The organism is Desulfosarcina sp., assembly GCF_055467485.1.
In genome coordinates this window covers 16,415-31,212 of record NZ_JBUOIV010000008.1, presented here as the reverse complement: position 1 = coordinate 31,212, position 14,798 = coordinate 16,415, and the positions used below count along the sequence as shown (strand labels likewise).

At 56.8% G+C, this 14,798-nt stretch carries 11 protein-coding genes; 10 read left to right on the top strand and 1 reads right to left on the bottom strand.

Features of this window, described 5'->3' with window-relative positions:
* The first annotated feature begins 7 nt into the window (after positions 1–7).
* From ACZCED_RS05890 to fliN, 6 genes are all read left to right on the top strand, one after another.
* Positions 8–1,159 (top strand): DVU_1551 family NTP transferase, encoded by a 1,152-nt coding sequence (locus tag ACZCED_RS05890; protein WP_464860429.1) that lies wholly within the window; start codon positions 8–10, stop codon positions 1,157–1,159.
* Positions 1,156–1,797, top strand: a complete 642-nt coding sequence (gene cobC, locus ACZCED_RS05885; RefSeq protein WP_464860428.1) for an alpha-ribazole phosphatase — start codon at positions 1,156–1,158, stop codon at positions 1,795–1,797. The genes ACZCED_RS05890 and cobC overlap by 4 nt, the downstream gene beginning before the upstream one ends.
* 222 nt (positions 1,798–2,019) lie before the next feature.
* Positions 2,020–3,756 carry an ABC transporter ATP-binding protein gene (locus tag ACZCED_RS05880; RefSeq protein ID WP_464860427.1) on the top strand — a complete coding sequence of 579 codons (1,737 nt, stop codon included), beginning with the start codon at positions 2,020–2,022 and terminating at the stop codon, positions 3,754–3,756.
* Positions 3,746–5,722: an ABC transporter ATP-binding protein gene (locus ACZCED_RS05875; RefSeq protein ID WP_464860426.1), complete on the top strand. Its 1,977-nt coding sequence runs from the start codon at positions 3,746–3,748 to the stop codon at positions 5,720–5,722. Before ACZCED_RS05880 ends, ACZCED_RS05875 begins: the two co-directional genes overlap by 11 nt.
* A 291-nt stretch (positions 5,723–6,013) precedes the next feature.
* Positions 6,014–7,777, top strand: coding sequence for a formate--tetrahydrofolate ligase (locus tag ACZCED_RS05870; RefSeq protein ID WP_462969994.1), 1,764 nt, complete (start codon positions 6,014–6,016; stop codon positions 7,775–7,777).
* A gap of 135 nt (positions 7,778–7,912) precedes the next feature.
* Positions 7,913–9,280 (top strand): flagellar motor switch protein FliN, encoded by a 1,368-nt coding sequence (gene fliN, locus ACZCED_RS05865; protein ID WP_464860425.1) that lies wholly within the window; start codon positions 7,913–7,915, stop codon positions 9,278–9,280.
* Positions 9,281–9,352: 72 nt separating this feature from the next.
* Here fliN and ACZCED_RS05860 read toward each other — a convergent pair whose 3' ends face one another.
* Positions 9,353–10,279, bottom strand: coding sequence for a sigma 54-interacting transcriptional regulator (locus tag ACZCED_RS05860; RefSeq protein WP_464860424.1), 927 nt, complete (start codon positions 10,277–10,279; stop codon positions 9,353–9,355).
* 702 nt (positions 10,280–10,981) lie between these two features.
* Here ACZCED_RS05860 and ACZCED_RS05855 point away from each other — a divergent pair.
* From ACZCED_RS05855 to ACZCED_RS05840, 4 genes are all read left to right on the top strand, one after another.
* Positions 10,982–11,374, top strand: a complete 393-nt coding sequence (locus ACZCED_RS05855; RefSeq protein ID WP_462969997.1) for a universal stress protein — start codon at positions 10,982–10,984, stop codon at positions 11,372–11,374.
* Between the two features lie 75 nt (positions 11,375–11,449).
* Positions 11,450–12,067 carry a dephospho-CoA kinase gene (gene coaE, locus ACZCED_RS05850; RefSeq protein ID WP_462969998.1) on the top strand — a complete coding sequence of 206 codons (618 nt, stop codon included), beginning with the start codon at positions 11,450–11,452 and terminating at the stop codon, positions 12,065–12,067.
* Positions 12,068–12,401: 334 nt separating this feature from the next.
* On the top strand, positions 12,402–13,076 hold the full coding sequence (locus tag ACZCED_RS05845; protein ID WP_462969999.1) for an HD-GYP domain-containing protein: 675 nt from the start codon (positions 12,402–12,404) through the stop codon (positions 13,074–13,076).
* A 92-nt stretch (positions 13,077–13,168) separates the two neighbouring features.
* Positions 13,169–14,758 carry a peptide chain release factor 3 gene (locus ACZCED_RS05840; protein WP_462970000.1) on the top strand — a complete coding sequence of 530 codons (1,590 nt, stop codon included), beginning with the start codon at positions 13,169–13,171 and terminating at the stop codon, positions 14,756–14,758.
* The last annotated feature ends 40 nt before the right edge of the window (positions 14,759–14,798 follow it).

The window sequence follows — 14,798 nt, the reverse complement described above, 5'->3', positions numbered from 1 at the left end:
GGTCGCCATGACCCGTCATCGCCAGCGATCCGCCATCATCCTTGCCGCCGGCTACGCCCGGCGTATGCGGCGATTCAAGCCCGTGTTGACCTTGGGCGGGCGAACGATGCTGGAACGCGTCGTATCCCTTTACCGCCGTGTTGACGTAACAGACATCCGGGTGGTGACCGGCTTTCGTCCGGAAACCATTCGGTCAGCCCTGGACGCCCTGCCGGTGGCCGTGGTCCACAACCCGTCACATGATGAAGGCATGTTCTCTTCCGTGCAGGCCGGCATAGACTCACTTCCTTCAGACGTTTCATCCTTTTTCGTTCATCCGGCGGATATTCCCCTGGTTCGCCCCCACACCCTAACCGTGCTGATGGATGCGTTCGATCGGCGCCCGTCACCCGTAGCTTATCCGGTATTCGGTGACCGACGGGGGCACCCGCCGCTGATCGACGGGGCGATGAAAGATACCATTTTGTCCCATGGCGGCGACGGCGGGCTCAGCGCCCTGCTTCGCCGCTTCGACGCAGCGGCCCTGGACGTCCAGGTGGCCGATGAAGGTGTGCTGCTGGATGCGGATACACCGGAAGATTTCCGGCGGCTTGAAACCCGCCAAGCGACGTGCGGCAGGCTCACCGAAGACGAATGCCGTATGCTCATGGAAAAGGTTTGCCGGCTGCCCGCACCGCTGATCCGCCACTGCCAGCGCGTGGCGGACGTGGCCGCGGCACTGGCCAGGGCCGTCAATGACAGCGGCGGGACCCTTGACGTTTGCCTGGTTCAATCAGCCGCACGCGTCCATGATGTGGCACGGGGAGAGAAAAACCATGCCGCTGCCGGGGCCCGCCTGCTGAATGAAATGGGGTTTCCCGCCATGGCCGCCCTCGTCGCCACGCACATGCAAATCGACCTAACCGAGAATTCCTCACTTGACGAGGCGCAAATCGTTCATCTGGCAGACAAACTGGTGGCCGGTGCCACGGTAGTGAGCCTGAAACGGCGGTTCGACGCGAAGATTGAAAAATATGGCCACGATCCGGCGGTCGCAGTGAAAATTCTCCAACGCCGGCGGGCTGCGCTCTCGATCCAGAACAAAGTGGAGCAGATGTCGGGCAGGACGGTTGGTCAGCTGTTGACCACGGCCGGACTCACCCATGGGCGGCAACCATGAAAAATTTCCTCGACACCGGGTTGATCTCAAGTCTTGATAAAATGATTCTGCTGCTTCGCCACGGTGAACCCCTTGGCGAAGCCGATGAAAAGCGCTTCATCGGCCAGACGGACCTTCCGCTGAATCACATGGGGCGGCGCCAGGCACAATACTGGCGTAAATGCCTGTCCGACATGTCGATCGAGCGAATCATTTCCAGCGATCTGTCCCGCTGCATGGAAACCGCACGCATCCTTTGCACCGATCGTTCCATAATCGCCGAGCCGATGGCCGGCCTAAGAGAAATCAACCTGGGTGACTGGGAAGGGATGACATTCCGACAGGTCAGGGAGAACTGGCCCGGTGCCTTTCGGCAGCGCGGGATGGACATCGCCCGGTTCCGGCCGCCGGGGGACGGCGAAAGCTTCCTGGACCTGCAACAGCGCGTGATCCCGGTATTTGAAAAGGCGGCCGATCAAGCCGGCGGCAACCTGTTGGTAGTGGCCCATGCCGGCGTCAACCGGATGATTCTCTGCCACCTGTTGGGTATGCCGCCGCAAAACCTCTTTCGCATCGCCCAGGACTACGGAGCCATGAATCTGATTGGCCGGCGGGCAGGCGGATATCGCATTCAAACCCTGAATCTGCGTCCGGCCTGATGCAAGGTCGGGGAAAAGCCACCTGACGGATGGCGGCCGTTGTCCGGCCCGCTCGCCCGATCGACGCCGGTCTCGACTATCCGGCTTCAGATGTCCGCCGACCGTTTGACCGCTCCCCGTTGCTGCCTTACATTGAATCGCACACGCTTTTAGGCAGTGACCACCGTCTTGACCCGTCAGGTGGCCTGCTGGCGGCACCTTCACTCCGGACACTGAGGACCGATGAAATCCTTCAATCTGATCCAGCCCTACTTGATCGCCAACCGAAGCAGCATCCTGTTCGGCCTGCTGTGCCTGATCGTGGTGGACCTGCTCCAGCTTTTCATTCCCCGCGTCATCAAACGGGTAATCGACGACCTGACCCTCTTGCAGGTGGATCCCCGCGGCCTGCTGAATCATGCCTTGACCATTCTGGCCCTGGGACTTTTCATCGGCTTTTTCCGATTCTTCTGGCGACGCTGCCTCCTGGGAACCGCCCGCAAGACCGAAGAAGCGCTGCGCAACCGGCTTTTCGCCCATATTCAGACCCTGTCGCCGGCCTATTTCGACCGGACGCGCACCGGCGACCTCATGGCCCACGCCACCAACGACATCCAGCAGGTGCGCATGGCATCCGGTATGGGATTGGTGGCCTTGAATGATGCCCTGTTCCTGGGATCGGCTGCCATCGGCTTCATGATCTATATCAACCTGGAATTGACCCTGTACGTGCTGATCCCCATGCCCCTGATCGTTATTGGCACCCGTTTTTTCAGCCGGCGCATGCATCGACGCTACAAGCGGGTGCAGGGCGCTTTCAGTGAACTCACCGAGGCGGTCCGGGAACGCTTTGCCGGTATCCGCGTGATCATGGCCTATAACGCCCAAGCCGTCGAAACCAGACAGATCACCCGGATCTCCGACGCTTATGTGCGCGAGAATATCGACCTGGTAAAAGTCACCGGTGCGTTTTTCCCGCTGATGATGCTGCTCACCAACCTGAGCCTGGCCATCGTCCTGTTTCAGGGCGGACGCCAGACCATATTCGCCAGGATCACCCCCGGTGAGTTTGTGGCTTTCATCAGTTACCTGGGTTTGCTCACCTGGCCCATGATGGCCCTTGGCTGGGTAACCAACCTCATCCAGCGCGGCCGGGCCTCCCTGGACCGGTTGGACGGTATATTCAGCACCCGGTCCGAACTGGCCGAAGCGCAGGATGCCGTTGCCGTCTCCACGTTTGAGCGGAACCTGACATTCGAAAAGGTCTGCTTTGCCTACGACCCGGAGCGCGGCAACGTTCTCGACCGGATCGACATACACATTGAAAAGGGCCAGACATTGGGTGTCGTGGGACCGCCGGGCGCCGGGAAAACCACGATGATACTTTTATTGATGCGCCTTTACGATGCGGGTGCGGGCAGCATTCGCATCGATGGAACCGACATCCGCCAGATGAAGATCGAATCGCTGCGTTCGCTGGTGTCCATTTCTCCCCAGGAACCCTTTCTGTTCGCGGGCACGGTCCGGGAGAACATCACCTTCGGCGGCAGGGAGGTAACGGACGCGGCCCTGCAACGGGCAACGCACCTGGCGGCGCTGGACGACACTATCGACGAATTACCCCATGGATTCGACACGGTAGTCGGGGAAAAGGGGGTGATTCTATCCGGCGGACAGAAACAGCGTGTGGCCCTGGCCCGGGCCCTACTCAAGGACGCGCCCATCCTGGTTCTCGACGACCCGGTAAGCCAGGTGGATACACGCACGGCGGCCCGCATCGTGGATACGCTGCAGGCCATGTCGGGTGAGAAAACCCTGATCATCATCTCCCACCGACTGTCGGCGGTGCGCCACGCGGACCAAATCGTGGTGATGGAAAAGGGTCGGGTCGTCACGACCGGCAGCCACGCGCAATTGATGGCCGCCGGCGGATACTATGCCCGGGCCCATGGACTCCAGGAGCTCGAAGATGCGATTTGACTACGGCTACGACGAAGAGCAGCGGCTGGGCAAACCCTATGATTTAAAGCTGCTTCGCCGTGTGCTTCCCTATGCGGCCCCTCACCGGGCCAAGCTGGCGCTCTCCGTAGTCTTGGTGGTGGCCATTACCCTGTTGGAGTTGTCTGTTCCCTACATCACCAAGGAAATCATCGACCGCCATATTGTCCCCCGCGACCGGATTGCAGGCGATACGGGAGGACCGCAAAATGGCGATGGACGCTGGCTGTCCGTTGACCTCAACGATCCGATCGTTGCCCAGGTGGTTGACCGGCAAAAAAACCTTTTTGAGATCCGCGGCGATCAGGCGATCATCCTGCTGACGGATATGAACCGCCTCGACCGTTCCAGCTTGAGCCGGTTGCGCCATGCCGACCTCTCCGGTCTGCTGCGTATCGCCGCCCTGTTCATCGGGGTCGTGATGGCCATATTCGTCTTTACCTTTGCCCAGAACCTGATCATGGAAATGGCCGGCCACCGGATCATGCACGACCTGCGCGTTGGACTCTATCGTCATATCCAGGATATGCCCCTGCGCTTTTTCACCCGCAATCCCATAGCCCGATTAGTGACCCGGGTAACCAACGACGTCCAGAACATGCACGACATGTTCACCTCCTTTATCTCGATGGTGTTCAAGGATATGTTTTTGCTGGCGGGCATCGCCATCGTCCTTCTGGCCATGGACTGGGGACTGGCGCTGATGACCTTCGCCGTCCTGCCGCTGGTTGCGGCAACGGCCTTCGGATTCTCCCGGAGGGTACGCGACGTGTTCAGGGATCTGCGCATCAAGGTGGCCCAGATCAACACCCGCTTCTCCGAAACCATCGCCGGCATCAAGGTGATTCAGACGTTTCGACGGGAGCGGGAGAACTTCGACACCTTTGCCCGGTTAAATCACGATAACTACCTGGCAGGCATGCGCCAGATCAATATCTTCGCCGTGTTCATGCCCATCATCGAAATGCTGGGTGTCACCGCCATCGCCATCGTAGTCTACTTCGGGGGTGCCCATGTACTGGATCAGACCGTGAGCATCGGCGTACTGGCTGCCTTTATCGCCTACATGAAGATGTTCTTCCGCCCCATCCGGGACCTGGCGGAAAAGTACAATCTCCTGCAAAATGCCATGGCTTCCGCCGAACGGATTTTTCTGCTCATGGACACACGGGCCGACAGCGTGTCCGGGCAAGGCGGCGTTCATATCCCGGGAGCGCTGGAGCAGATCCGTTTCTCGTCCGTATCCCTGGCCTACAACACAGGCGAACCCGTGCTTAAAAACATCGATCTGACCATCGATGCCGGGGAAACCATTGCCATCGTCGGCGCCACCGGTTCAGGCAAAACGTCGTTGGTGAATCTGCTGGTCCGCTTTTACGAGCCTTCCGCCGGATCGGTGAGCTTCAACGGTATCGACAGTAAACGGATACCTCCGTCGGTGCTCAGGAAACGGATCGCACTGGTCATGCAGGACCCCTTCCTGTTCACCGGCACATTGAAAGCGAATATTTTCTTTGCCGCCAACGGCCTTTCCCCTCAGCAGCAGGAGAATATCCTTGACGCCTCCCGTTGCCGGGACCTGGTCGACCGATTTCCGGACGGTCTGGAGACCCGCATCTCGGAAGGAGGCGCTTCCCTGTCCAGCGGCGAGCGACAGTTGATCTCGGTCGCCCGTGCCTTCTCGGCGGATCCGGAGATGATCATCCTGGATGAAGCCACCTCCTATGTGGACTCCCAGACGGAAGTTCGCCTGCAGGATGCCATCGCCAACCTGATGCGGGGCCGCACCTGCGTGGTGGTGGCCCACCGCCTCACCACCGCCCGAACGGCCGACCGGATTGTAGCGCTCAACAACGGCGTGATGGTGGAAACCGGCAGCCACGAATCCCTGATGGCCGCGAAAGGCTTTTATTACCGGCTCTATCATCTGCAAGGCAACGGCGCCTGAAGGACGGCCAACGCTTGTTGCAGCCGGTTTCGACATTACGTATTCGTTATATTATTCAGCGCCTTACAATTCTATCCGGCACGCTTTCCATCAACCATATAAGTCTTGCCAAAATCGGACAGCCGTGTTAGATTAGGCGCGTTTTTCTGGTTCCCGGAAAAACTTCGATCATTCTAATCTTACATCAATTCGATCGCGTTTTATTCATGTGACCTAACGGTGCAGCGGCACCTGGTGCTGGGCCATCAGGGCCCCCCATTGTTAATCATTAACTAAAGGAGGATTGGATAGATGGCATACGATGCGGTTAATATGGCGGACTGGCAGATTTCGGAAGCAGCGGAAGAAAATATGCCCACGCCGGAACAATGGCAGGAGAAGCTGGGGCTCCAGAAAGATGAAATGCTTCCCATGGGGCGTCTGGCCAAAATTGATTTCCTCAAAGTGATCGACCGACTCAAAGACAACCCCGACGGCAAATACATCGAAGTCACCGCCATCACCCCGACCCCGTTGGGTGAAGGCAAAAGCACCACCTCATGCGGCCTGATGGAAGGTCTGGGTAAACGGGGTGTCAACGTGGGCGGCGCCCTGCGCCAACCCTCGGGCGGCCCCACCATGAACGTTAAAGGCACGGCGGCCGGCGGCGGCAACTCCCTGCTGATCCCCATGACCGAATTCTCCCTGGGGCTCACCGGCGACATCAACGACATCATGAACGCCCACAACCTGGCCATGGTGGCGCTGACCGCCCGCATGCAGCATGAACGCAACTACAACGACGAGCAGCTGGCCCGCCTCACCGGCATGCGCCGCCTGGACATCGACCCCACCCGCGTGGAAATGGGCTGGATCATCGACTTCTGCGCCCAGGCCCTGCGCAACATCATCATCGGCATCGGTGGCCGCACCGACGGATTCACCATGCAGAGCAAATTCGGCATCGCCGTGGGCTCCGAACTGATGGCCATCCTGGCCGTGGCCACCGATCTGGCCGACCTGAAAGAACGCATCAACAACATCACCGTGGCTTTCGACAAGAGTGGCAAACCGGTCACCTGCCGCGACCTGGAAGTGGGCAACGCCATGGCGGCCTTCATGCGCAACACCGTCAACCCGACCTTGATGTGCACCGCCGAGTACAACCCCTGCTTTGTGCACGCCGGCCCCTTCGCCAACATCGCCGTTGGCCAGAGCTCCATCATCGCCGACCGCGTCGGATTGAAGCTGTTCGACTACCACGTCACCGAGTCCGGTTTTGCCGCCGACATCGGTTTCGAAAAGTTCTGGAACGTGAAGTGCCGTTTCTCAGGGTTGAAACCCCACGTCTCAGTGCTGACCTCCACCATCCGTGCACTGAAGATGCATGGCGGAGGACCCAAAGTGGTCGCAGGAAAAGCCATGGACGAAGCCTACACCAAGGAAAACCTCGAACTTGTCGAGAAGGGCTGCGAGAACATGGTCCACATGATCGGCGTGATCCGCAAGGCCGGCATCAACCCGGTGGTGTGCATCAACCGCTTCTACACCGATACCGACGCCGAGTGCGCCATCGTTCGCAAGGCTGCCGAAGCCGCCGGCGCCCGCTGCGCCGAGTCCAAGCACTGGGAAAAGGGCGGCGACGGCGCCCTGGAATTCGCCGATGCAGTCATCGAGGCCTGCAATGACACGAATGACTTCAAATTCCTCTACCCGTTGGAGATGAAACTGCGTGATCGCGTGTCAACGATCGCCAAGGAAGTCTACGGAGCCGACGGGGTGGATTGGTCCCCTGAAGCAAACGCCAAGGCGGAGATGCTGGAAAGCGATCCCAAGTACGCAGACTTTGCCACCATGATGGTCAAGTCCCATCTCTCCCTGAGCCACGACCCGGTCAAAAAGGGCGTGCCCAAGAACTGGCGGCTGCCCATTCGCGACGTGCTCATCTACTCCGGCGCCAAGTTCCTGTGCCCCTGCGCAGGCACCATCAGCCTGATGCCGGGAACCAGTTCCAACCCGGCTTTCCGTCGCATCGACGTGGATCCGGCAACAGGAAAGGTTACCGGTCTGTTCTAGATCGATCCTACCCGAATAATACACATCGGCCCGGGCGTTTCGCCCGGGCCTTTTTATTGTAAATCATTGACAAAAATCGGAAATCGCCCCTACAATGTGGACGAATAAAAAAACCGCTGCTCCCACGGGGAACCGATGGAAAAAATCACCGAAGACACCATACGCCAGACGATCACGTCCACGCTCATCGAAACCTTCGACACCATGATGTCCATGACCCTGGAAACGGTCGAGGACAACGCGGCCACCGGTCTCGACGACAGCCGGATGGTGGGGACGATCCATTTCGGCGGAGAAGTGGTTGGCGTGATGAGTTTCAATCTATCCGAGGCGTTTGCCCGATCGGTGACTTGCGCCATGATGGGCATCGAGGCCGATGAAATAAAAAGTAATGAGGAGATCAACGATGTGATCGGCGAATTGGCCAACATCGTGGCCGGAAACCTGAAAACGGAATTCCTCGATGCCGGACTCACCTGCGTCATATCAACACCCTCCATCACATCCGGAAGTGATTTCGTAATCGACCCGGTAGATATCGCCCCACCGATAAGTTTCACCTTCCGGGAAAAAGATGAGTATGTGCGGGTAGATCTATGCGCCAAGGAGGATATCGGCGCCAAAGAAGATATTATGAGCGATCTGTCCAGTGAAGTCGTCATGGAGCGGATCGCCGGTGTGGACATCAAATCGGCCATCGTCAACTCAGTCATCGACGTCTTTTACACGATGCTCGATATGGAGGTGGAGGCCATTCAGCAGGTTCCCGAGTCTTTCTCCGAAGAGATGCGAACCGTAGGATCGGTCACCTTCGCAGGAGAAGTGGACGGTGTTTTCAATATCCAGGTCAATGACGATTTCGGCAAGGAGATGACAGCGGCCATGCTGGGCATGGACGTCGAGGAAGTCGAAAGCCAGGAAGAGGTCTACGATGTCATCCGCGAGGTGAGCAACATTATCGGTGGCAACCTCAAATCCAATTTTGTGGATGCCGGTCTTTCCTGCGTATTATCCACCCCCTCGATCACCAATGGCCGGGACTTCAAAGTGAGCCCCACCCACGTTATCCAGCCGGCTAGATTTCTCTTTTCTCACAAAGACAGCATCATCATCGTTGAAGCCGGCGTCAAGCAGGAAAAAGCAGCTGCTGTTGAAAATGCGGATGAGGCCGAAGAAGCTGGCGGACACGCGGAAGGCGCCCTATCGGTGATGACGGCTGCCACGGAAAGCGAAGTCGATCAGTTCAAAAACATAGGGCTTGTAATGGACATTCCCCTGCAGGTCACCGTGGAACTGGGACGCTCGCGAAAACGGATCAATGACGTCCTTAAAATGGGGCCGGGTTCGGTTGTCGAACTGGAACAGATGGAAGGAGAGCCTGTTGATATTTTGATTAACCAGACACTGATCGCCAAAGGTTTCGTGGTGGTCGAAAAAGAGAAATACGGAATTCGTATCAGCGAAATCGTTAGTCGAAAGGAGCGAATGAAAAGTATGCGCTGAACCGCAACATAGAATGCTTCGCCGCTTCCTGCAATGATTCGTATCCCGCTTTGGCGTTGAACGGGTAGGAGGCTAATTCATCTTATTGTGGGACATCGCCTCTTCGTACATCACCAGATCCATCAGCCCCATTTCCTCAGCAGGTATCCTCTCTGCCAGGTGTTCCAGCGTGCGGCCCCGTCTGATTTCGAAATCGGGCAATAACGCCACCCCATCAGGCGACAGATCAACGGGGGAATAGGTATCCTCAGGGTTTTCCCCTCGTCTGAGCATATTGATGGCCGCATCCCAATTTTTGAGTTGAAATGCCGTCTTGACGATCTTCTGGAGTTCTTTCACGTTGCCCGGCCACTGGTGTTTTTCCAAAATGGACAGGTGCAGATCCGAAAGATGGGGAAAACCATCCTGGCCTTCATTCAGGGCGCATCGTTTCATGAAATAGTCAACCAACGGTGCAATGCGCTCCCGGCAGTGGCGAAGCGGCGGGATGTGAATAGACAGGCCGCTGAGCAGTTCATAAAGGGCCGGGTTGAATGTTCCGGCCGCTGCGCAGGCTTCCAGCGGTTGGATGGAGGTGGAAAAAGTCAGCAATCCGCCTTTGGGTCCATCCGACGAAAAAGGGGAAGACCGAAGCTTGCGATTGATCAGGGTCAACAGACGTCCCTGCAATTCCAAATCCATCCCATCAACGGTATGCAGATACAGCAAGCCGCGATGAAACAGCCGGAACAGATTGAAACCGCTGGCGTTCTGGCGGGAGGTGGCCTGACTGAGGCAGGGCGATCCATCGGATTCGTGAGGCACGGAAAGCATCGGACAGTTTACTTTGATGAAGGGGGATCCGCGGTGGGGGGAGCGGGCATACAGCAACCTGACGATGGCCTCTTTACCCACCCCTCTTTCGCCGGATAAATGCAGCCCAGAGCTGGCGTTACCGATGATTTCGATAATCTTTTGAAAAACGCCTGCATTATCGGTATTCAAAAAAGGAGGTGTCACCGTTGGATCTCTTTCAGGCCATGAATGGCGGGCTCGAATGGTAAAACAATGGATTTTCCCAGCCAGCGGGCCGTTATTGTCGCCTGCCAGGCACCCGAATGGACAGGTCTTGTGATCAGTTGCGATTGACTCTTCGATGGTGCCACCGCGAACGTATATGACGGGATTCCGATCATAAATCAACACTCGTTTTATGTGTATAAAATACGTTCCTATTTACGTACTTTAAATGAGCTTCAATGGCACCGGCGGACCGCCAGCACTTTACCGTGCCTGCAAAACGTTCCCCTGGTAAAAAGTCACCAAGAGAAAGGACCAGCGGGTAGCAAGCCTTCGAACCGATGACCCCGACAAGGTTCCATGTGGAACACGAAACGACTGTTTTCTTGACAGATGGTCTTAAACGTGTTTTTGACAGTGTCCTAAGAACAGGCGGTTTCGTGGGCACCGGCAACTGAATGACGCCAATAGGACCGACCGGGACCGAGTAAAAATGGCTGGAAATTGAGACGGATAATGGCTACGATACAACATGCGCAATGGTTGCCCGCAGAGGACATCGGATGATTGGCCTGTAAAGCGGCACTGGCCCAATACTCACGCTTGATCGTTCATATTTATTTCGCTGCTCCACACACAACTCACGTTCCGGCACGATGCCCTGTCGTGCATCGTGCCAACGCAAAAGAAAAGGAGAGATGAATGAAAATCCTGGTCGGTTACGACGGGTCCAATTCTGCCAAGGATGCCTTGGCGCTGGCAAAAAAACACGCCGTTGCATTTGATGCGAAAGTGGTCGTCGTATCGTCCTTGACCGGCGGAAGCGTCACTCATGCCGTAGAAGTTGAACATGCCACCGAAGACCTGGAATTGGCCAAAAAAATGTTTGACGAGGACGGAATCCAGTGCGAAACCAAGCTTCTCGTGCGGGGAATGACCCCGGGAGAAGATATTGTAGACTACGCCAAGGAAAAGGCAATTGATGAAATCATCATCGGAATCAAACGACGCTCCAAGGTAGGCAAGCTGCTCTTCGGGTCCAACGCACAATATATCATCATTAAAGCCCCCTGCCCCGTCGTCACCGTAAAATAAACGGGAACGGGGCGGAGTTTATCCTTCCGCCCCGTTCCAATGGTCAGCACCCATCTGTTTTATCGAGGACACCCCGTGATCATCGCCGGTCTCACCGGAGGCATTGCCAGCGGCAAATCGACGGTTGCCAAATTTCTTTCCGATGCCGGTGCCAAGATTATCGACGCCGATGCCATCGCCAGAGAAGTCGTCGAACCGGGCACACCGGGCTGCGAAGCGATTGCGGCCTCATTCGGCAGGTCGGTTCTTCTGCCGGACGGAAACATTGACCGCAAGCGGCTGGGTGAGATTATCTTCAATGATCCGGAAAAAAGAACACGCCTGGACGCTATCGTTCATCCACTGGTGGTTCAACGGTCAGCGGAAATGATCGCCCAAATCGCCGCCGAGGCCCCCGACGCGGTGGTGATCATGGACATACCGCTGCTTATGGAGACGGGCATGGGTAAGGACCTTGCAGAAGTGATCGTCGTTTATGTGCCCGAAAGCGTTCAGTTGGAGCGGCTGATGAATCGGGACGGTATCGATGAGCAGGCAGCCATGGCCCGGATCCGCTCCCAGATGCCCATCGAGGAAAAACGCAAGCGGGCCACGCTGGTTATCGACAACAGCAATTGCATGTCCGACAGCCGCAGACAGGCACTGGCGATTTTTAACCGCCTTGAGCAACAGTCAAAAAACGTTACGGATTGAAGTCGCATAGCCGACGCAGCCTTGTCTTGAATCGTTCTGGCCAATGGCTTGTCGCCGTGCCCGATAGGGTCCGGTTTATAACCGTCCGTTTTCGTTTGACACATTTTCTGTGCTGCCTTATATTAGACATCGTTTGAAGGCTTGGCTCAGATTGACACCTGAACACGACCCCGCCTGAGGCGAAACGACGCGTTTGAAACCGCCCGATGGTCGTTCCATCTTGCCATATTGATGAATCGTCGTTTCGGCAAATTGGAAACCATGCTTTAAACATGGAAAATATATTGGTCCTATCGACTGGTACGCGGGCTAACCCGGAGACTGTCTGGCATCTATGCGACGACAATTAAAGAGCCGGAAACGGCTTTGTGAGCAGCAGCTGCACACATTGAGTGAAATTTGCCGTGCCCTTGGGGAAAAGGACCGCTACACGCAGACCCACGGCTACCGGGTTTCCCTGTATGCCATGCGGCTTGCCCGGCGATTGGGGTTTTCTCCGGAAGAAATACGGAACGTGGGTATCGGCGGTCTGTTTCATGACGCGGGCAAGCTGGCCCTGAGCGATCGCATCTTCACCAATCGTGAAACCCACCTACCCTTCGAGCTTCGACAGGAGGTGCGTTGCCACCCGTTGATCGGTGCCGCCCTGCTCAAGGATATCGACTTTTTGAAGCCGGCAGTGGATTTCGTTCTGTTTCACCACGAGCAGGAGGACGGGAACGGCTATCCCTTCGGCCTCAGGGCCGGGGAAATTCCGCCAGGCGCCAAAATTGTCAGTATTGCCGACTGCTTTGATGCGGTAACCACGGACCGTCCCTATCAGAAGGGGCAATCGGTGGCTTCGGCCTACGAAATCCTTCGTGAAGGATGCCGTCGCTTTTTCTGTGAAGAGTATGTAGAGACATTCATCGAGGAGATCGAGGAGAACGGAATCATTCAGGACACCCACCTCGATCCGCTGCTTGCCGATCGACTGGTTCGGTCGGTGGCCGGATGCAACGCCAGATAATCCAAAACCCAAAACATCACTATACTTAGCCAATCGTCAACGGGCCGGATTCGGCCTGTTTTTTTTGGCAAACTGAATAAAGACGAACCGCAATGGATCGACATTTCTTAGAAGAACTCAGAAAGCGACGAACGTTCGGCATCATCAGCCACCCGGACGCCGGCAAGACCACACTGACGGAAAAACTGCTCATGTTCGGCGGTGCAATCCAGATGGCTGGTGCAGTGAAGGCCAAGCGGGCGGGACGGTATGCCACCAGCGACTGGATGGCTATCGAAAAAGAGCGCGGTATTTCAGTGACGACCTCGGTCATGAAATTCAATTACAGTGGCTTTGAAGTCAATCTTCTGGACACACCCGGCCACCAGGATTTTTCCGAAGACACCTACCGGGTGCTCACCGCCGTGGACAGCGCGCTCATGGTGATCGACAGCGCCAAAGGTGTGGAAACGCAGACCGAAAAGCTCATGGAGGTGTGCCGTATGCGCAACACCCCCATTATGACATTCATCAACAAACTGGATCGTGACGGGTTGTCTCCCCTGGACATCCTTTCGGATATTGAAGAAAAACTCCAGATCGAATGTGCACCCCTGTCTTGGCCCATTGGAATGGGAAAGCGGTTTCGAGGGGTCTACAACTTGTATCACCGGCAGCTTCACCTGTTCAGCCCCGGCGGTCAGACCCGTCACCAAGAAGGGATCCTGATTACGGACCTGGACGATCCCCGGCTGGATGAGATGCTGGACAGCCAGGCTGAAGAATTGCGCGCGGATGTGGAACTGCTGGAGGGTGCCGCCAACCCCTTCGAACTTGACCAGTACCTCAAGGGCAGCCAGACGCCGGTTTTCTTCGGCAGCGCCATCAACAACTTCGGGGTGCGGGAACTATTAGATGCCTTTGTGGAGATGGCGCCTTCCCCCAGGGCTCGGGCGACTACGACCCGCCAGGTCCTGCCCGAAGAGAACGCTTTTTCCGGCTTCGCATTTAAAATCCAGGCCAACATGGACCCTGCCCATCGTGACCGTATCGCTTTTGTGCGCATCTGTTCAGGCAAGTTCACCCGCGGCATGAAGGTGTTCCAGAGCCGTATCGGCAAGCAGGTCACCTTGTCCAACGCCACCATCTTCATGGCCCAGGATCGCGCCCATGTTGACGAAGCCTATCCCGGTGACATCATTGGCATCCACAACCACGGCACCATCAGCATCGGGGACACCTTTTACGAAAAGGAACCGCTCTGTTTCACCGGCATTCCCAATTTCGCACCGGACCACTTCCGCCGGGTCCGGCTAAAAAACCCCCTGAAGGCCAAACAACTCCTCAAGGGGCTCACGCAGCTGGCCGAAGAGGGAGCGGTCCAGTTCTTCCGTCCGTTGATGGGAAACAACTATATCCTTGGCGCCGTGGGCATTCTTCAATTCGACGTGACCATGGCACGCTTAAAAGCCGAGTACACGGTCGATGCCGACTATGAACCGGTGACCTTTGCCGCCGCCCGGTGGGTAACCAGCGAGGACAAAAAGAAACTGGACGCCTTCGAAAAGGAAAAGTATGCGAGCCTGGCCCTTGATTCCCAAGGTAAGCTGACATACCTCGCCGCCAGCTTGTGGCGCCTGGAAAATGCCATGGAGGAGTGGCCGACGATCCGTTTTCATAAAACCCGCGAACTGGCCATTTGACATCAGCGCCCAACTGACCGGGCAGGACAACCTCACGGTC